Source organism: Phycisphaerales bacterium, assembly GCA_016716475.1.
Classification (GTDB): Bacteria; Planctomycetota; Phycisphaerae; order UBA1845; family Fen-1342; genus JADJWG01.
In genome coordinates, this window is sequence record JADJWG010000001.1 from 596719 (window position 1) to 612955 (window position 16237).

Annotated in this window: 12 protein-coding genes and 1 pseudogene; all 13 read left to right on the top strand. The window is 66.2% G+C overall.

The annotated features are described in order from the left end of the window. Positions 1-38: 38 nt before the first annotated feature. The 13 genes and pseudogenes from IPM18_02585 to nuoE all read left to right on the top strand — a co-directional run bounded on the left by IPM18_02585 (position 39) and on the right by nuoE (position 16216). Positions 39-1295: a type II secretion system F family protein gene (locus tag IPM18_02585; GenBank protein ID MBK9118476.1), complete on the top strand. Its 1257-nt coding sequence runs from the start codon at positions 39-41 to the stop codon at positions 1293-1295. Positions 1296-1373: 78 nt separating this feature from the next. After that, positions 1374-2402 carry a type II secretion system protein gene (locus tag IPM18_02590; protein MBK9118477.1) on the top strand — a complete coding sequence of 343 codons (1029 nt, stop codon included), beginning with the start codon at positions 1374-1376 and terminating at the stop codon, positions 2400-2402. Between the two features lie 4 nt (positions 2403-2406). Then, positions 2407-2550 (top strand): annotated as a pseudogene (locus tag IPM18_02595) (prepilin-type N-terminal cleavage/methylation domain-containing protein). Between the two features lie 913 nt (positions 2551-3463). After that, the gene (locus IPM18_02600) at positions 3464-4534 is read left to right on the top strand and encodes a prepilin-type N-terminal cleavage/methylation domain-containing protein (GenBank protein MBK9118478.1); all 1071 of its coding nucleotides are present in this window, start codon (positions 3464-3466) and stop codon (positions 4532-4534) included. Between the two features lie 14 nt (positions 4535-4548). Next, on the top strand, positions 4549-6000 hold the full coding sequence (locus IPM18_02605; GenBank protein MBK9118479.1) for a prepilin-type N-terminal cleavage/methylation domain-containing protein: 1452 nt from the start codon (positions 4549-4551) through the stop codon (positions 5998-6000). Beyond that, entirely contained in the window at positions 6000-7385 is a 1386-nt protein-coding gene (locus tag IPM18_02610; GenBank protein ID MBK9118480.1) for a type II secretion system protein, read from the top strand. Before IPM18_02605 ends, IPM18_02610 begins: the two co-directional genes overlap by 1 nt. Positions 7386-7675: 290 nt before the next feature. Then, positions 7676-11401, top strand: coding sequence for a hypothetical protein (locus IPM18_02615; GenBank protein MBK9118481.1), 3726 nt, complete (start codon positions 7676-7678; stop codon positions 11399-11401). Positions 11402-11629: 228 nt separating this feature from the next. Next, complete coding sequence (gene tsaB / locus IPM18_02620; GenBank protein ID MBK9118482.1) at positions 11630-12379, top strand: tRNA (adenosine(37)-N6)-threonylcarbamoyltransferase complex dimerization subunit type 1 TsaB; 750 nt, start codon at positions 11630-11632, stop codon at positions 12377-12379. A gap of 90 nt (positions 12380-12469) precedes the next feature. Beyond that, complete coding sequence (locus tag IPM18_02625; GenBank protein MBK9118483.1) at positions 12470-12919, top strand: NADH-quinone oxidoreductase subunit A; 450 nt, start codon at positions 12470-12472, stop codon at positions 12917-12919. Next, positions 12910-13512 (top strand): NADH-quinone oxidoreductase subunit NuoB, encoded by a 603-nt coding sequence (gene nuoB, locus IPM18_02630; protein MBK9118484.1) that lies wholly within the window; start codon positions 12910-12912, stop codon positions 13510-13512. Before IPM18_02625 ends, nuoB begins: the two co-directional genes overlap by 10 nt. Positions 13513-13543: 31 nt before the next feature. Continuing rightward, entirely contained in the window at positions 13544-14083 is a 540-nt protein-coding gene (locus IPM18_02635) for an NADH-quinone oxidoreductase subunit C (protein MBK9118485.1), read from the top strand. 191 nt (positions 14084-14274) lie between these two features. After that, entirely contained in the window at positions 14275-15534 is a 1260-nt protein-coding gene (locus tag IPM18_02640) for an NADH-quinone oxidoreductase subunit D (protein MBK9118486.1), read from the top strand. Between the two features lie 109 nt (positions 15535-15643). Continuing rightward, positions 15644-16216, top strand: a complete 573-nt coding sequence (gene nuoE / locus IPM18_02645) for an NADH-quinone oxidoreductase subunit NuoE (protein ID MBK9118487.1) — start codon at positions 15644-15646, stop codon at positions 16214-16216. Positions 16217-16237 lie beyond the last annotated feature (21 nt).

Below are 16237 nucleotides of genomic sequence, written 5' to 3' on the forward strand. Positions count from 1 at the left end.
CGCGGATAGAGTGCGTGTAAGTCGCTGGGAGACTGAGCATGCCCGTTTTCAAGTACGAAGCACTGAATTCCTCCGGGCAGGAGGTTAAGGACGAGATTGAGGCCCCGTCCAAGGAGGAGGCGGTTTCCCGTGTCCGCGGGCTCGGCTATTTCCCGACCAAGGTCGTGGAAAAAATGGACCGCAAGCGGGCCGCCCAAGCGCGCCGGGGCCCGCGGCAGCGCAAAGCGGCCGGCACCGGTCTGGGCTGGGTCGGCACCAAGCAGCTCACCGCCTTCACCCGACAGCTCTCGACCCTGCAGGACGCCGGCCTGCCGATCCTGCGAAGCATTCGCATTCTCGAGCAGCAGCAGAAGCCGGGCATGCTCCGGAGCTGCCTGAAGCAGGTGACCGAGGATGTCGAAGGGGGCGCCACCCTTTCCGAAGCCATGAGTCGCCACCCCAAGGCCTTCGACCGGCTCTACTGCAACATGGTGGCGGCGGGTGAAGCGGGCGGCGTGCTCGACGTGATTCTGCAGCGGTTGGCGGACTTCCTGGAGAAGGCCGCCAAACTGAAGCGCAAGATCATCGGCGCGATGATCTACCCGAGCGTCGTCATCTTCATCGCGATGGGCATCGTCACCTTCATCATGGTGCAGGTGGTGCCCAAGTTTAACGAGATCTTCTCCGACTTCGGCACCAAGCTGCCCGGCGTTACGCAGTTCCTGATCGACCTCTCGGCGTGGTTTGCCACGGGAACACCACCCGGCTGGGTTGTGATCGCCCTCTCCCCGATTTTTCTCGTGACGATCTTCAAGGTGATCCGCATGTCGGAGACGGGCCGCTACGCCGTCGACGTGGCCACCCTCCGGGTTCCCGTCCTCGGACAGCTCGTCAGCAAGTCGTCGATCGCCCGCTTCACCCGCACGCTGGGTACGCTGATCGCGGCCGGTGTCCCGATTCTCGAGGCGCTGAAGATCACGAAGGCCACCAGCGGCAACGAGATTTATGCCCGGATGCTCCAGCGCGTGCATGATTCGATTCGCGAGGGCGATTCCTTTGCGAACCCGCTGCGGGCTTCCAAGACGGTCGATCCGATCGTCGTGAACATGGTGGACGTCGGCGAGGAGACCGGCGAACTCGACAAGATGCTCATGAAGGTGGCCGACAACTATGACGACGAGGTCGACGTGCTCGTGGCGTCGCTCGTCAGTCTGCTCGAGCCGATCATGGTGGTCGCGCTGGGCGGCATCGTCGGATTCATTGTCGTCGCCCTGTTCCTGCCGCTGGTTACGCTGATCCAGTCGGTGATGGGCTAGGCGCGGCGCGTGCGGCGCGTGGGAAGGGATGGACCGGACCGCCCCGCGGGGCGGCACCGCAGCATGAGGACTGTGCACATGCAACGAAACAGAACGGCCCCCCGGCGGGCCTTCACACTCGTGGAACTTCTCGCAGTGGTCGCAATCATCGCCCTGCTGATCGGCATCCTGGTGCCGACGATCGGCGCCGCGCGCCGCGCTGCCCGCAACACCCAGACGAAGGGTTCGCTCCAGACCCTGCAAACCGGGCTCGAGGCCTTCCGCGGGGAGCAGAAGATCGGCGGAACTTTCCCGCCCTCCTACTCCGACGGCGACGAGGACTCCGGCATGGGTGTCGGACGTGTCACCAGCCCCTTCACCAACCAGCCGATTTCGATCAGCGGGGCCGGCCTGCTGGTGTGGGCGCTCTCCGGCGCGGACCTGCTCGGCACGCCCGGCTTCCCGAAGCTCGGCCAGGCCAGTTGGGCCCGGGCCAGCGGCAGCAACAGCGGCAACCAGGCCGCCCGCGACAGCAATGCCTACGCCCTCTACCCGCCAGGCCATGCCCGCGCCGGTGAGCCCGTTCACACGCGGTTCATGTACATCGATCCCTCCGGCATCCCGTTGACGCCTCCGGGGGAAACCAACGGTACTTTCCGCGTGCCCGCCGAGCTGCGCGCCGGCGTCACGGCTGTCCGGCAGTACCCCATGTACCTCGATTCGTTCGGCCAACCCATTCTCTATTTCCGCGCCTCCGCAGGTGGCCGGAACATGGCCGCACGTGACCGGCAGGCCGATGCCCGCGCAATCTTCTACCTCGAGGATAATTGGGCGCTGCTGAATCCGGGCAACCGGCCCAGCGGGTCGAGCCCGGGTGAGTACACCCTCATGCTCGACGATCCGGATGGCGGCCGGCACCGGCTGCCGTGGGTGAACCTGCCGACCGGCGCCAATGCGGCGCAGGATGACCTCACAGAACCGAGCTTTGCCCGCTACATCCGTGACCGCAATGTGAAGGCGCGCTTCCAGCCACAACGGGCAGAGGGCTATCTGCTGATCACGGCGGGCCCCGACGGCGTCTTCGGCTCCAAGGACGATATCACGAACTTCGAACCGGACGCGCGGTGAGCCCATGCGAGCGCCTCAGCGAACGCCTGACGAGCTTCGAACCCGGTCGGCCCGACCGGTCCGTGGACCGGTGCGACGGCGCAGCGCGTTCACCCTGATCGAATTGCTGGTCGTCATCGCCATCATCGCGATCCTGGTCGCGATGGTCGGAATCGTCGGCACGCAGCTCATGGGAGTGCAGCGCTCGAACTATACGCGCAACATCATGCGCGGCACCAAGCTCGCCATCGACCAGTTCGCCGAAGTGCATCCGCTGCGGGACATCTACGACCGGCATAACAACAGCACCTTCGGCGCTTACCCACCCTACCAGTTGGCCGGCGGTGCCCTGCCAACGCACGTGCGCGGCGCAGTCGAGCCGCTGACGATGCTGTGGTCCGGGCCTTACACGCTTCAGGACCGGTTGCGTCGCGACCTGACTCTGCCCACCGGCGCACCAGTCATCCTCGGCAATGACGGCCGCAACGACGACATCCGCGCCCTCTGGGCCTATCTCAGTGTGTTCGCCCCCGAGACGCTCGCCCAAGTACCCGACGATGCGAAGCGCCCACTGGTGACCGGACTGCCGGCCGGTGAGTATTTCAACACGCAGGCCGGCGATCCCACCGACGCGCGTGTCGGCGTACTCGGGCTGCACGATGCGTGGGGGGTGCCGCTCGACTACCTGCTGTATGTCCGGCTCGAATACGCGTTGTTACCCAACGGCAGCCCGGGCTGGCGCGTCGCTGAGCGAATGCCGGTGCTGCGCTCGCAGGGCATTACACGCGAACAGTACGAAGTCGCCCTGCGCGCCTCAAACGCCGACACAGCGTTGCAGGAGTACGCCGGCCAGGAGATCTGGACGGATTCCCTGCCGCACCCGGTGGCGTCGGTGAACGCGGTCACGGGGCAGATGCTCGGGGTTGGGCGTGCCAACGCCGGCTGGGTGCGGGCTCGGGCGGGCTGGAACAACGGGTTGCGGTCCGAGGATTACGGCTACATCCCGTAGGGGGTGACCGACCGGACAGGTGGCAGGTTCTACAATAGGGTCGACGAAGCGTAAGCGGATACGGAGTCAACGTTTGGATCATAAAGGGAACAAGGCGACGAAGGCCCAGGGGTGCTCCAAGCCGGCCCTGATCTCAGCGCTGGGATCGCGGAACCGCGGCCAGGCCAGGCCCTCATTTTTTGCCTCCGTGGGTTCGTACCCTGGCGGCCCTGGGGGGGCCGTCAGTCGACCCCCTGGGCGCTTCGTCGCCTGGCCCTCGCTCTCGCGGGCCTTCACCGTGGTCGAGCTTATGATCGTCCTGGCGATCATTGTCCTCATTCTCGCGATTGCGATTCCCGGACTCAGCGCCATGGGCCAGCAGGCCCGCCGCACGCAGGCCGAGCAGCTCATCAACGGGATGACGACCCGCGCGTTCTACCTCGCCCAGGCGGACCAGGCCATGACAGCCGTGCGCTTCTTCCCGGGTAACTGGGCCTCACCCGAGGAGCAGGCCGACGGGGGCGGCGCGCGGCAGATGCTGGCGCTCTACCGCTACGTCGGCACGACCGAGATCGAGCGCACCGGCAGTTTCGCGATCGAATTCCGCGAGCACTTTGAACGCGCCCAAGTCGCAGGGGACACGATCGGGGTCACCCGGATGCCGGCCGACGTGTGGGCGGCGCCGATCGAGGCGGTCGGAGTAGCAGGCGCCGTGGGCAACCGGGCCGGCGGCTATCGCACCTTCGCCAACCGCGGCGCCCAGTTTGTGCTGAACGGGCAGGTGAACCAGTTTCGCTTCTGCGCGGATCGTGACGGTGGCAACACCGACGGCGGCGACTTTCTCAACGCTGACGACTTCCTGATCGTCGTCGCACCCGACATCGGAGTCCGGGCCGGGCTGCCGCAGCCGTATGCCTTGAATGCCTTTGCCCCGTTCCCCAACGTGGAGCAGGGCTACGACATGTTCGAACGTAACCCGGGTGGACCTCCGTACATGCGGTACGGCTTCTCGGGTGTGGTGACGTATCGCCGTGAACCGTTCGCCGCGCTGGGCGCGGGGGCCGACGGCGCCGCGCGCCAGTCTTACCTGCGCGAGGATGGGCGACCCTACCTGGTCCACCGTCTGAGCGGAGGCCTGTTGCCGGGCGCACGGCGCCCGAGCTGAAGAGGTTGCTGGACATGAAGCCGCATGCGCTGGATAGAAAACTGCGGCGACGTGCCCGCCACAGCCGGTCTGGCTTCAGTCTGGCTGAACTGATGATTGCGCTGGCAATCCTTGCGATGGGTCTGCTGGTCATCGGAGCGGCATTGCCGCTGGGCATTCGCTACACGCGCGAGACCGTGAACATGGCCGAAGGTCAGGCCGCGGTGGACCACGGTCTGGACCTGCTGGCACAGAACCTGGTGCTGCATCGCACGGTACTCGACCACAATGACAACCCCATCCGGGTACCCGTCATCTTCCAGCCGCGCGATGCGAACGGGCGACTGATCGATGCAAAGGGCAACCCGGTTGCCGCCGGTGAATGGGCCCCGCGCGAGGGCTGGTGGGAACCCCTGCTGAAGGTTCGTCCCATTTTCGTGCACAGCATCCGCGGCGGGCTCGGCGGCGGCAACCCGGGCGACGAGTACCGCCCGTACAGCAACAACTTCTTGTGCAACGAGATCGCGGCCCGCTGGTGGCTGCAAAGTGTCGGACTCACCCCTTCACCCTCGAGCCAGTGGCTGCGCGAGGTTGATTTCCAGGGTTGGATGGGCGCCGCGCTGCCCTGTGTGGCTACGGTGTTTCCCCCGGTGCCGGCCGATCCGTGGCCGGCCAACGCGGCCCTCACAACTTCCTGGAACACCAACATCTACCAGCGTCGTCCCGTGCTGGCGACGTCCTCCAGCGGAAGCTGGCCCGCCGGGGCGGAGACGCGCAAGGCGCTCGATGAGCGTCGTATCGTTTACACCGCCCTCTATCGCCGCGTCTCCTACGCGCGCGGTGCCGACCCCACCTTGTACGAAGTGGTGGTGGTGGCGGCCCGCCTCCCGAGTCAGGAATCCCGGTTCCTGCACCAGGCGCCGCAGAATGCCGGCACGAACATGAACACCAACTACCTGTCGGACGGTGGCAGCGTCGCCCCGACGCCGTGGCTGGTGACCTTTCAGCAGTTGCCGGTTCCGCCATCGTCTTTCTACGAAGGCGCCAGCCGCGCCCCGCGTGATGCGCTCGCCAACAACCCGCCGCCCGAACTGAAGTTCATCGCCAGCCGCGCGATCGGCGACCTCATCCCGCCCGGGAGTCTGCTCATCCCCGCGGTGAACGACCGCAACCCCACGAGTCTCGACGCGTCGCCCGGCACGGAGATCCAACTGGCGGGCTTTGTCCCCCACGCGCCGGATGTCTTGCCGATCTACGAGGTCACACGGCGCGAACTGACCGCCGGCAACCGTTGGGAGATCGTCGTCCGCAACAACCGCTTCTATCCGTGGATCAACGAGGCCGAGGGTGCAACGAATCTCAACTGGCCGGTCTGGATCATTCCGCCGGCGGTAACCGAGTTCCGCAACAACAGTCCCGTCTACCCCGATACCTCGCCGATCGTCGCCTGGGGCCGGCGCGTCGTGCCATTGCGGGAGGTCCCCTGATGGCTGCCGGCCGAAGTGGCATGCGCCGGGCATTCACACTCGTGGAACTGCTCGTCTCGCTCGCGGTGCTGACGATCGCCATGACGGCCGTCGCCACCGTCTTTGCGGTCACGACACGGACCGCCTCGCAGGCCGCCGCTTATTCGGAAGTGCAGAACTGGACGCGCCAGTTCCTGCGCCAGATCCAGGAAGACCTGCGGCACGTCGATCCTGCCGCGGGCCCGCTCATTCTGCACGGCCGCAAACAGGCGGCCTACCTTACGGCTGCCGATCGCGAAGCCGGTCGCTACTACCGGGAGCTCGTTGGCAACCGCAGTCTGGCGGAGGGCTACGACCCGGCCTACAACCCCGTCGAGAACGCCCAGTACAGCGACCCGCGCATCGATCTACTCGCCTTCGTCACGCAGCGCCCGCTGGCGTCGCAGGCACCGGCGCTGAATGCGGACGCAAACGACCCCTATCTCAACGGAGTGCGGTTTGCGCCGAACTTCGTGGTCTACGGTCATGCGGCGCGCGGCCAAGCCCAATGGAACGGCAGCAATTACGATTGGCCGGATCTCGGCAGTCTGGAGCACATCGCGAGCGTGCCACAGAACACGCCGAGTCCGCTGCCGGCCAATCAGTGGCACCTGGCGCGGCGCTCGACAATTCTTCGTTATGCCTTCAACCAGACGATCGTCAACAACGCCGGCGACCGCGAGCGGTTGTCCCTCGGCGCCGCAACGAACAATCTGCCGGGCGATGTGCTCGACTTCGACCTGCCCATGCTCAACTACGAGCTGGGACCCGTCTTCGGCCGGAATGGCGCCCTGCGCGACCCGTATACGCCGTCCGAGTGGACCTTCATTCAGCAGAAGTTCGACCGCTTGATGTATGTCGACACGAACCCCGGGCGGAATCGCCACTTCGCGACCGTGCTCGACGAAGTCCCGCTCGAGCTGCAGAGCAATCTCGCGGTCCATATGCTGCCGGGCTGTGCCTGGTTCCAGGTCGAGTTCCTCATGCCCGAGGATCCGCGGAACAGCGTGGTCTATTCCTCCCCCCGGCCGAACAACGAGAATTACAGCCGCCGATCGGATATGCCGCGCTGGATGTCCATCGAACCCGACCGTACCTACGTTTTTGTACCCGACAGTGAGGAGAATCGACTGCTGATTGCGGCGCAACGTGGGAGCGACGGTCGGCCGTTGAATCGTTTGCTGCAATTTGGCCGACTCGACCAGCAGACCGAGGCGCCCCATACTTCGCCGGACGGGGCCTTGGAGCAGCGTATTATCCGGACTTGGCCATATGCACTTCGCATTACAGTGCGGGTAGTCGATGCCCGTGGTCGGCTCGACCCATCACAAGCCATCGTCCGCAGTGTCGTGCACAGGTTCGAGTGATCGGAACGTGGAATTCGGACCCGCGGGCGGTCCCCGCCGCTCGGGGCCGGGCCCTGCTGGCTCGCCGCACCGAATCACAAGTCAGTTCAATACAAGACGTTGCAGAAGGTTGGTGCAGGAAACTTTGGACCTTGACCCTCCTGCTCACAATGCAGCGCTGTAGAAGTAAGGTCGGTTGCCCGCGCGGGCCTGCTACCCCGCCGGGTGCCCGCCCGAGCAAATTGGCAGGCGAACAGCACTAGGATTGGCGGCACCGGCCGCCCCCGCTCAGGTGACGCATGCAGTTGTTCGTGAAACCTACTCGCCGCCGCGGCACGGTCCTGCTGATGATCGTCGGGCTCCTCGCGATGCTCTTCGTCATCGTCTCGGCCTACATCCTCCTCGCGTTCTTCGACCGCGAGCGGGAGCGCCTCAGCGCCCGCGGCGACCGCGTTGAGGAAATGGCCCAGGGCGTGGTGGACCTCGTGGCCGCGCACATCCGCGGTCCCGCCGGTCAGCCGGGTGCCGGTGTCATCGGGCGCGCTTACCACCAGACGCCCGCGTATGAATTTGCGATCGATTCGAACACGAAGGTGCTCGTCGGCGATCCGTGGCGTGCCGCACCGGAGCCCGTACGCAACCCGACGCGCGATTGGCGGCTGAATGGGCCTCTGTACCCCGAGGATATGCGCTATGGTGCCGTGACGAGTCTGGCCGCAGAGCCCGGTGGTGCCCGTCGCACGTCCGACCTCATGCGGAACATCGGCCGCACCGGCACCTCCGAACCATGGACGGAAGTGCTCGCCCGCCCGGGCGATGCCAGCAACCTGCTCGCCGCGAACCGCCCCAGCCCCGACGCCGTCGGCAATGCCCGCTATCCCGAGATGGATGCGACGGGCGACGGCATTCCCGATGCCCTGTTCGCGGGTTCCGCCCCGGCGACGGAGATCGTGAACGCAATCGCCGGCCGGCTCGCCACGGCGAGCGGGCTTGACCCGGCGCGCATCAACGTAAACCCGAATCCGAGTGTCAACGTCGATGAAATGACGTTGCGCTATCGGCAGTTCGACCGCTCGGCGCAGCTCGTGGTGCCGGTGCGGGTCGTACCCCACGGCGGCATGCTGCAACTCACCGGTCCCGCCGATGCCGCCCGCGCGCAGTTTCCTGGCGGGTTCAACATCGGCGCGCTGTCGACGCAGTGGAACTATGGCTTCACCGGCCACATGTTCGACTGGCTGCGCAATTCGCGCGACGGCGGCACGCTGTTCACGGACCTGCAACTGCTGAACATGCACCGCTCGGCCGAGGCGATTGAACCGATTCTGCGCGGTCGCGGCATGCTGCCGCCGGCGCGGGATGAGCTGGTGCCGGAAGCGCTGCTCGATCTGCAGAATCGCTATCCGTACACGTTCAATGTCTTCCGGAACGGTGGCCGGCCGGAGCCGTCACAGCGTTTCAACCTGGCGAGCGGGGACGACTGGATCGCCTGGGCCGCCGCGGCGGCGGTCGATCCGTACCGCTACAACCGCTACGTGCGCACCGGGCTGGCGAATCCGCGCGCGCAGTACGCCGCGCGGCAGGCCTTCACGTTGTACAACTACAGCGATGAGCTGGCGCGGGTCTTTCCGTCCAATTATGCCCAGGACACGCTCCTGGGCCTGCCGCCTTCCCTGCGGCCCGGGACCGTGAAGTTCCCGCTGTGGCGCCTGGCAAATGCATTCAATGCGAGCAATGCGCGCTTCATCGCCAGCAACGACAATGCCTACGACGGGCTCGAGGTGACGCGCGACCTGCTGCGCTACTACCACGAGATGCTGAAAGGGCACAACAGCACGAGCTTCAAGACGCTTGTCGGTACCGGCAATGCCCGCGTGCAGCACGCCGCCATGCTGGCGGTGAACACGCTCGCCTTCGCCGCCCCGCGCGACAACGCGGGCCACCCCGACGCGCCCTATGCCATCCGCGGGAACCACGTTTACGTCGGCTACACGCCGCAGCCCTTCATCTCGCGGGTCGTCGTCTACAACAAGCCAACCTCCTCGTCCGACGGCCCGACGCAGACGGTCCGGCCGGCGGTGGCCCTCGCATTCGAGCTGTACAACCCCTACGACTCCCAGCCGGGTTCCACGGCGACCGACCTGCAGCTCGACCTGACGCGCTACGCCATCAGCATCAACGACCAGTTCGACCCCATCGGCGAGCGCCCCCAGTTCACCCGCTTGCACCGGCTGAGCGAGCACCTGCCCGCAACGCGGATGCCCGGCCGCTCGTTCGTCGTACTCGCGGTGAACAACACCTCGAATACGTTCTTCGACACGCTGCCGAACGTTGCCGGCCGCATCTCCGAGGAGATCCCCTACCGGAACGCCGGGGCGCGCATCCGGGTGAAGCTGTGGCGGCAGGCCGAATCGCTCCGCACCTTGCTGCCCGAATACGACGGTTGGTACCAGGTCGACGAGATGGAGCTCCGCTCGGGCGATGCCAACATCCCCGATACCGAAGTGGACCCGCAGATCGAGTGGTCACTCGACATGCGGCGTGACATGCGCTTCGACCCGTGGCTCGGGCAGCGGGCGGGCCGACCCGCGCGCTGGCGCATGGTCGTCGCGTTCCCGCCGGACAACCTCAATCTCAACGCCTCGGCGAGCGCCCCCATTGGGCCGGCCACGGCGCTGGGGACCGGCCATGGCAACGCGATCGACGGCCTGCCGTCCAATGCAACCCCGGGCCCGAGCATCCCGTTGTACACGATGAACGCGGGTCTCAGTCCGATCCCGATTCATGGCGCGTGGCGCCCGGCGTCTTTCCCGACGCTCGGCTTTCTCCACCTTGTGCCGCGGGTATCGCACATCATCACGGTCGACGGCGGCAGTGTGGCCCAACATCCCGCCCCGAAGCTGCTGTATGAGCTGTTGGAGAACTATTACGGCAACGAGAACGGCCTCAGCGGCCCCGTCTATCCGGCGGACTTCGGCTTCATGCCGGTGCTCGACAATCGGCAGGAACCCGCATCAGGGACTTTCATCGGCAACGACCGGGTACCCTGGGGCATGCTGGTGCACGACACCTTCACGCTGTTCGACGTAGACGGGGGCTACACGAATCAGCGCGTCGATCCGTACCGTATCCCCGGCCGGATCGACATCAACGTCGCCCCGTGGCACGTGCTCGCCGAATTGCCGATGGTCGGCCCGGCCGCCCGGCCGTTTGATCCGACGGCGCGGCTGCCTTTGAATTTCAACCTGCCGAACAACCAGGTCATCCCGCCGTGGTTCTGGGATCCTGATTCCGGGATTCTGGCCGGCGAAGGGTATGACGGGCAGGCGCGCTTCCCGGCGCTGCAAGCTTTCACTTTCCCGCGCACCCCGCTCGTGCTCGGTTCGGGCGAGGGGCTGCGTCTGGGACCAGTGCTGGCGCAGGCCGCGGCGGCGTACCGCGATCGCATGCAGTATGCCTCCGCCCTCGATACGCAGGACGGCGTGCCCGACGGCCGGATTGCGTACGCCCATGCGCGCGGCTACTCGCTCTATGGCTACCGGGCGCAGGCCCAGACCGGCGTGAACTACGGTCCGATCCGCGGCGCCACGTACGATCCGGATGATCCGAACCTGCGGGACAGCGGCCTGCCACCCTCCACGGCGGCGCGCGGTTTCCTCACCGTCGGCGAGTTGCTGAACGTGATCGGCATCGACGGCTACGAGAAGGACCAGCAGGGAGCCCTGCTGACCTATGGCCCGATCGCGGGCGGCGATTATCTCAAGGCCGTCAGCCGCCTGATGCTGCTCGACACGCTGTTCCTGACGACGCGGAGCAACGTGTTCACCGTGTATACCACGCTGTACGATCGCGAGAATCCGCAGGCCAGCGTACGGGTGCAGGTCACGCTCGACCGCACGAACACCCTGCCGCGCGTGATCGAGCGCGACAGCGACAACGATGGCATCGTGGACGAGTTCGTCGTGCTTCAGAATGACGGCCTGCCGCAGGCGATCGGGGCCCGGCAGGTGTCGTACTTCAACACGCGGTTCGACCAGTAGGCGCTCCGAGCTCTCTGCCTCCTGTGGCGCGCGGTTCCCTGCAAACGGAGGGGACCGCACGCGACACGCGACCGTTGGCTGCGCTGGCCGGCGGTCGCGTCCTTTTTGGGGAGGGGACCGCACGCAACACACACCCGCACGGCCTCGCTGGCCGCCGCGCCTCACCGTGGCTACCCTGTTCCTTTGTTCTCGTGTGCCCAGTTTCCGGTGACCGTCGCGAGTTCGCCCGTGTCCGTGTCCCCCTGCATCCTGGCGATCGAAACCTCCACCCGGGCCGGCGGGGTAGCCCTGCGGACCGGTCGCGGGGCGGTGCTGACGCGGGCCTTGTCCCCCGTTCAGCGCCACGCCGCTGAGCTTTTCCCGGCCATCGCCACCCTGCTGCGCGACGTCGGGGCCCGCCCGGTGGACATCGAACTACTGTGCTACTCCGCGGGACCGGGCAGCTTCACGGGTTTACGCATCGGTGCGACCGTGGCGCGCCTGTGGCGGCTGGCCACCGGGTGCCGTGTCGTCGCGGTCTCGACCCTGGCAGTCATTGCACAAAATGCGCTGCCACACACACGCCCGGGCACACCACTCCGCGTACTGCTCGACGCCCGCCAAGGCCTGGTCTTCGCGGCCTGCTACACAGCGTCCGCGGAAGGCATGCTCACCGCCACCGAACCACCGGCGTTACTGCCATGGGCCGATTGGCGCAGCCGGCTGATTCCGGGTGACGCCGTGCTCGGGGAGGGCTTGGAGCGGCACGCCAGCGAACTGGTGGAGAGCGGCGCAGCCCTCCTGCCCGTGAGCACCTGGGGCCCGCAAGCCGAAGCCCTGCTGACCCTCGCGCTGGCCGAAGCCGCGGCCGGGCGCTACCGCACAGGGCAGGAAATCCTGCCGGATTACCTCCGCCGCCCGGAGTGCGAGGAGGTCTATGAGCAGCGGCGGGCCACGGCGCGGGCCCGGCGCAACCCCACCGGAAACCAGGGAACGTAGCCGTCCCCGGCTGCCCGTCGGGCGCCAATCCTTTCGCGCTTGGTGCGCGCGTTGCAGGTACCGGCTGCGCCGCATAGACTCAGGCACATGATGCTCGCCACACTTGTAACAACACCGCTTGCATCCGAGGGCTACGCCCACGCCGGGCTGCTGCTTCTCGTGGCAACCGTGCTGGCCATCGGGATGGTGGTCGCGAGTCTGCTGCTCGGGCCGCGCCGCACCGGCCCCGTGAAGAACGCGACCTACGAATCGGGCATGGAGCCGATGGGCGATACCCGTCGGCGGTTCAGCGTCCGATTCTACCTGATCGCGGTGCTGTTTCTGATATTCGACGTGGAAATCGTCTTCCTCTACCCCTGGGGCGTCCTGGCTCCCCGCCTGCACGCCGAAGCCGGCAGCGCCCACGCGGCCTGGGCCGGTCAGATGGCGGCGGCGGGCTACGGTCCGATGTACATGCTGACGGCGATCGGAATCTTCTTCGCGCTGCTCCTGGTCGGCTTTGTCTACGAGTGGCGCCGCGGGGTGTTCAAATGGAATTGAAGCGTGCAGCCGAGCTGACAAATGCGGACCTGCCGGGCGACGTGACGCTCTCGCGACTCGATGCGGCGACAGATCTCATCAAGAAGCACGGCATCAATTGGGTACGACGCAACAGTCTCTGGCCGATGCCCTTCGGCACGGCCTGCTGTGGCATTGAGTTGATGGCGACCGCCTCCAGCCGGTACGACATCTCGCGCTTTGGCGCCGAAGCCATGCGCTTCACGCCGCGGCAGTGCGACCTGCTGATCTGCGCCGGCCGCGTCGCCATGAAGATGATGCCCGTCCTGCAGAAGATCTACGTGCAGATGACCGAGCCGAAGTGGGTGATCTCGATGGGGGCTTGCGCCTCTACCGGCGGAGTGTTTGACACGTACGCCGTCGTGCAGGGCATCGACCAGTTCCTGCCGGTGGACGTGTACGTGCCGGGGTGCCCGCCGCGGCCGGAAACCCTGCTCGAAGGCATCATGCTGATTCAGAAGATCGTCAGCGCCGACGGCGTGAAGTCGAGCGCCGAGCGTGGCCGTGGGCTGGGCCTGACGGTGCAACCGGCGCGACAGCCGCAGGTCGAACTGGGCGCGGGCTTCGGCAACTGATTCCGGAGCGGCAGGCAGTAGAAGGTGGAACATGGCGACGGGCGATGTGATCTCGGCACTCCAGGAGCGCTTCCCCGAACTGGGACTCGCGGGGCAGCCGCTGGTGACGTACCTCGACGGGCGCGGGTCGGACCAGTGTTGTGTGCGTGTTCCGGCAGAACACCTGCTGGCGGTGGCGCGCTTCCTGTATGACGATCCCCGCTGCCGCTTTGAGCAACTGGCGGACCTGACGTGCGTGGACTACCTGAACTACCCCGATCCGGCGTGCGAGGACCGCTTCGGAGTGACCTACTGCCTGCTCAGCCACACGCACAACCAGCGGCTCTGGCTCAAGGTGTTCGTGAACGACCCGCAGCCCACCGTGCCCAGCGTGACCGGTCTCTGGCGCGGGGCCGAGTGGCCGGAGCGCGAAGTGTGGGACATGTTCGGCGTGCGATTTGAAGGGCATCCGGACCTGCGCCGCATCCTGCTGCCGCAGAATTTCAAGGATTTCCCCCTGCGCAAGGACTACCCCCTGCACGGAAAAGGGGAGCGCGAAGATTTCGAGGTCATCACGCGCGAGAGTGCGTGAGGCGTGCAAGTTACCGGCCGGCGGAAACGTCGGTCGGCTGCGATCTACCGCACCGCCAGCCGAAACCCCAGCGGTAGTTGGAGGGACGGCGGGTGTCGTAGCCCGGCCCACCACCGGCGTGACGGCTTCGGGAAGCAGCGCGTGTGCGTGACCGCATCGAGAGAGCAGGCGCGACCTGCGGAGATGCTGCAATGTCCGTTTCATACGATCTGGGCAAACCGACGACTCTCACGCGTGAGGCCGGCAGCGAAGACCGCTGGACCCTCAACTTCGGCCCGCAGCACCCGGCCACCCATACCACGCTGCGACTGGTGATGGAGTTGGAAGGGGAGCGGATCGTCAGCGTGATTCCCGACATCGGCTTCCTGCACAGCGGCTTTGAAAAACTGGGCGAGCACCTGAACTACAACCAGTACGTCGTCGTCGTGGAGCGGATGAACTACGTCTGCCCGATCTCGAACGACATCGCCTGGCACATGGCCGTCGAGAAGCTCTTCGGCCTTGAACTGACGCCGCGCTGCAAGGCCATCCGCACGATCCTGTGCGAGTTGGGCCGGCTGCAGGATCACTTCCTGAACGTCGGCGTGAGCGGGCTCGACCTCGGCGGCCTGACGGCCTTCCTCTACGGATTCAACGAGCGCGAATTCCTTTACGACCTCATCGAGGAGGTCAGTGGTTCGCGCTTCCATCCCAGCTACACGCGCGTCGGCGGCCTGGCGCAGGACATTCCCACCGGCTGGCCCGGACGCGTGCGCAAATTCCTGCGCACACGGGTGCCGACTGCTCTGAAGGACATCGAGGCGCTGCTGCTTCGCAACCGCATCTTCATCGAGCGAACCAAAGGGATCGGCATGATCTCGCACGACGACGCGGTGAACTGGTCGCTGACCGGCCCCGTCGCCCGCGCCAGCGGTGTGAAGCGCGATGTGCGCAAGGATGAACCGTACCTCTGCTACGCCGACAATTGGGACGGCCGGGGCGCGCCGGCGGTCGACTTTCAGGTGCCCATCGCGTACGGCGGCGACGTCTACGCCCGTTTCATGATCCGCATGGAGGAGATCCGCCAGTCCTGCCGCATCCTCGAGCAACTGCTCGACCGCATCCCGGAGGGGCCGATCAACGCACTGCCCGCTCAGAAGATGACGCTGCCCGACAAGCGCGAGATTTACTTCTCGATCGAGGGTCTCATCCACCATTTCGAGAAGGTCATGACCAACCGTGGTCTCGAACCGCCTCTCGGGGAGGCGTATGCGGCCAACGAAACGGCGAACGGCGAACTGGGGTACTACGTTGTCAGCGACGGCACGAATGTTCCCTGGCGGGCCCGCACACGCCCGCCGAGCTTCATCAACTACCAGGTTTTCCCGCACATGATCGTTGGCCACCAGATCAGCGACGTGCCGGCCGTGCTGAACAGTCTCAACATCATCGCCGCGGAGCTGGATCGGTGAGCACGCATCGCCCCACCAACCCTTGGCGCACGACCCGTGCCGGCACCGCGCCGCGCCGCCGGCATGTGGTTCGACCTGACGAGCGGGTCGCGGCACGATGGAGATGGATGTGAGCTGGCAGACTCTCGATCGCAAGTCCGTTCCCGAGGGTCACCTCGGTCCCGCCCTCAGCGCGGCCGCACAGGAGAAGATCCGCTCCTTTTTTCCCCGTTACCCAACCAAGCGGGCGGTCATGCTGCCGGCGTTGCACATCGCGCAGGACGAGCTCGGGTATGTCTCAATCCAGGCCATGCGCGACATTGCCGGCCTGCTGGAGGTGCCGCCCGCGGCCGTGCTCGACGTCGTGAGTTTCTATACGCACTTCTGGACGCACCCGAAGGGGCGCAAGACGATCGTGCTCTGCCGCTCGCTGACGTGTGAACTGCTGGGCAGCCAGGCCCTGCAGACCGCCATCGAGCAAAAGCTGGGAATCAGGGACCACGAAACGACGGCCGACGGCGAGTGGTCGTTCATGACCGAAGAGTGCCTCGCGGCCTGCGACTACGCCCCCTGCCTTCAGATCAACGAGAAGATGCACAAGTGTGTACGGGTCGAGGAACTCGACAAGCTGCTGGCCGACCCGCAGAACGACAAGCTCGCAATGCCGCGGAGCGACCTTTACGACCGACCGGTCCAGGCCTGACCGGCCGTACCCCGCGAGAGG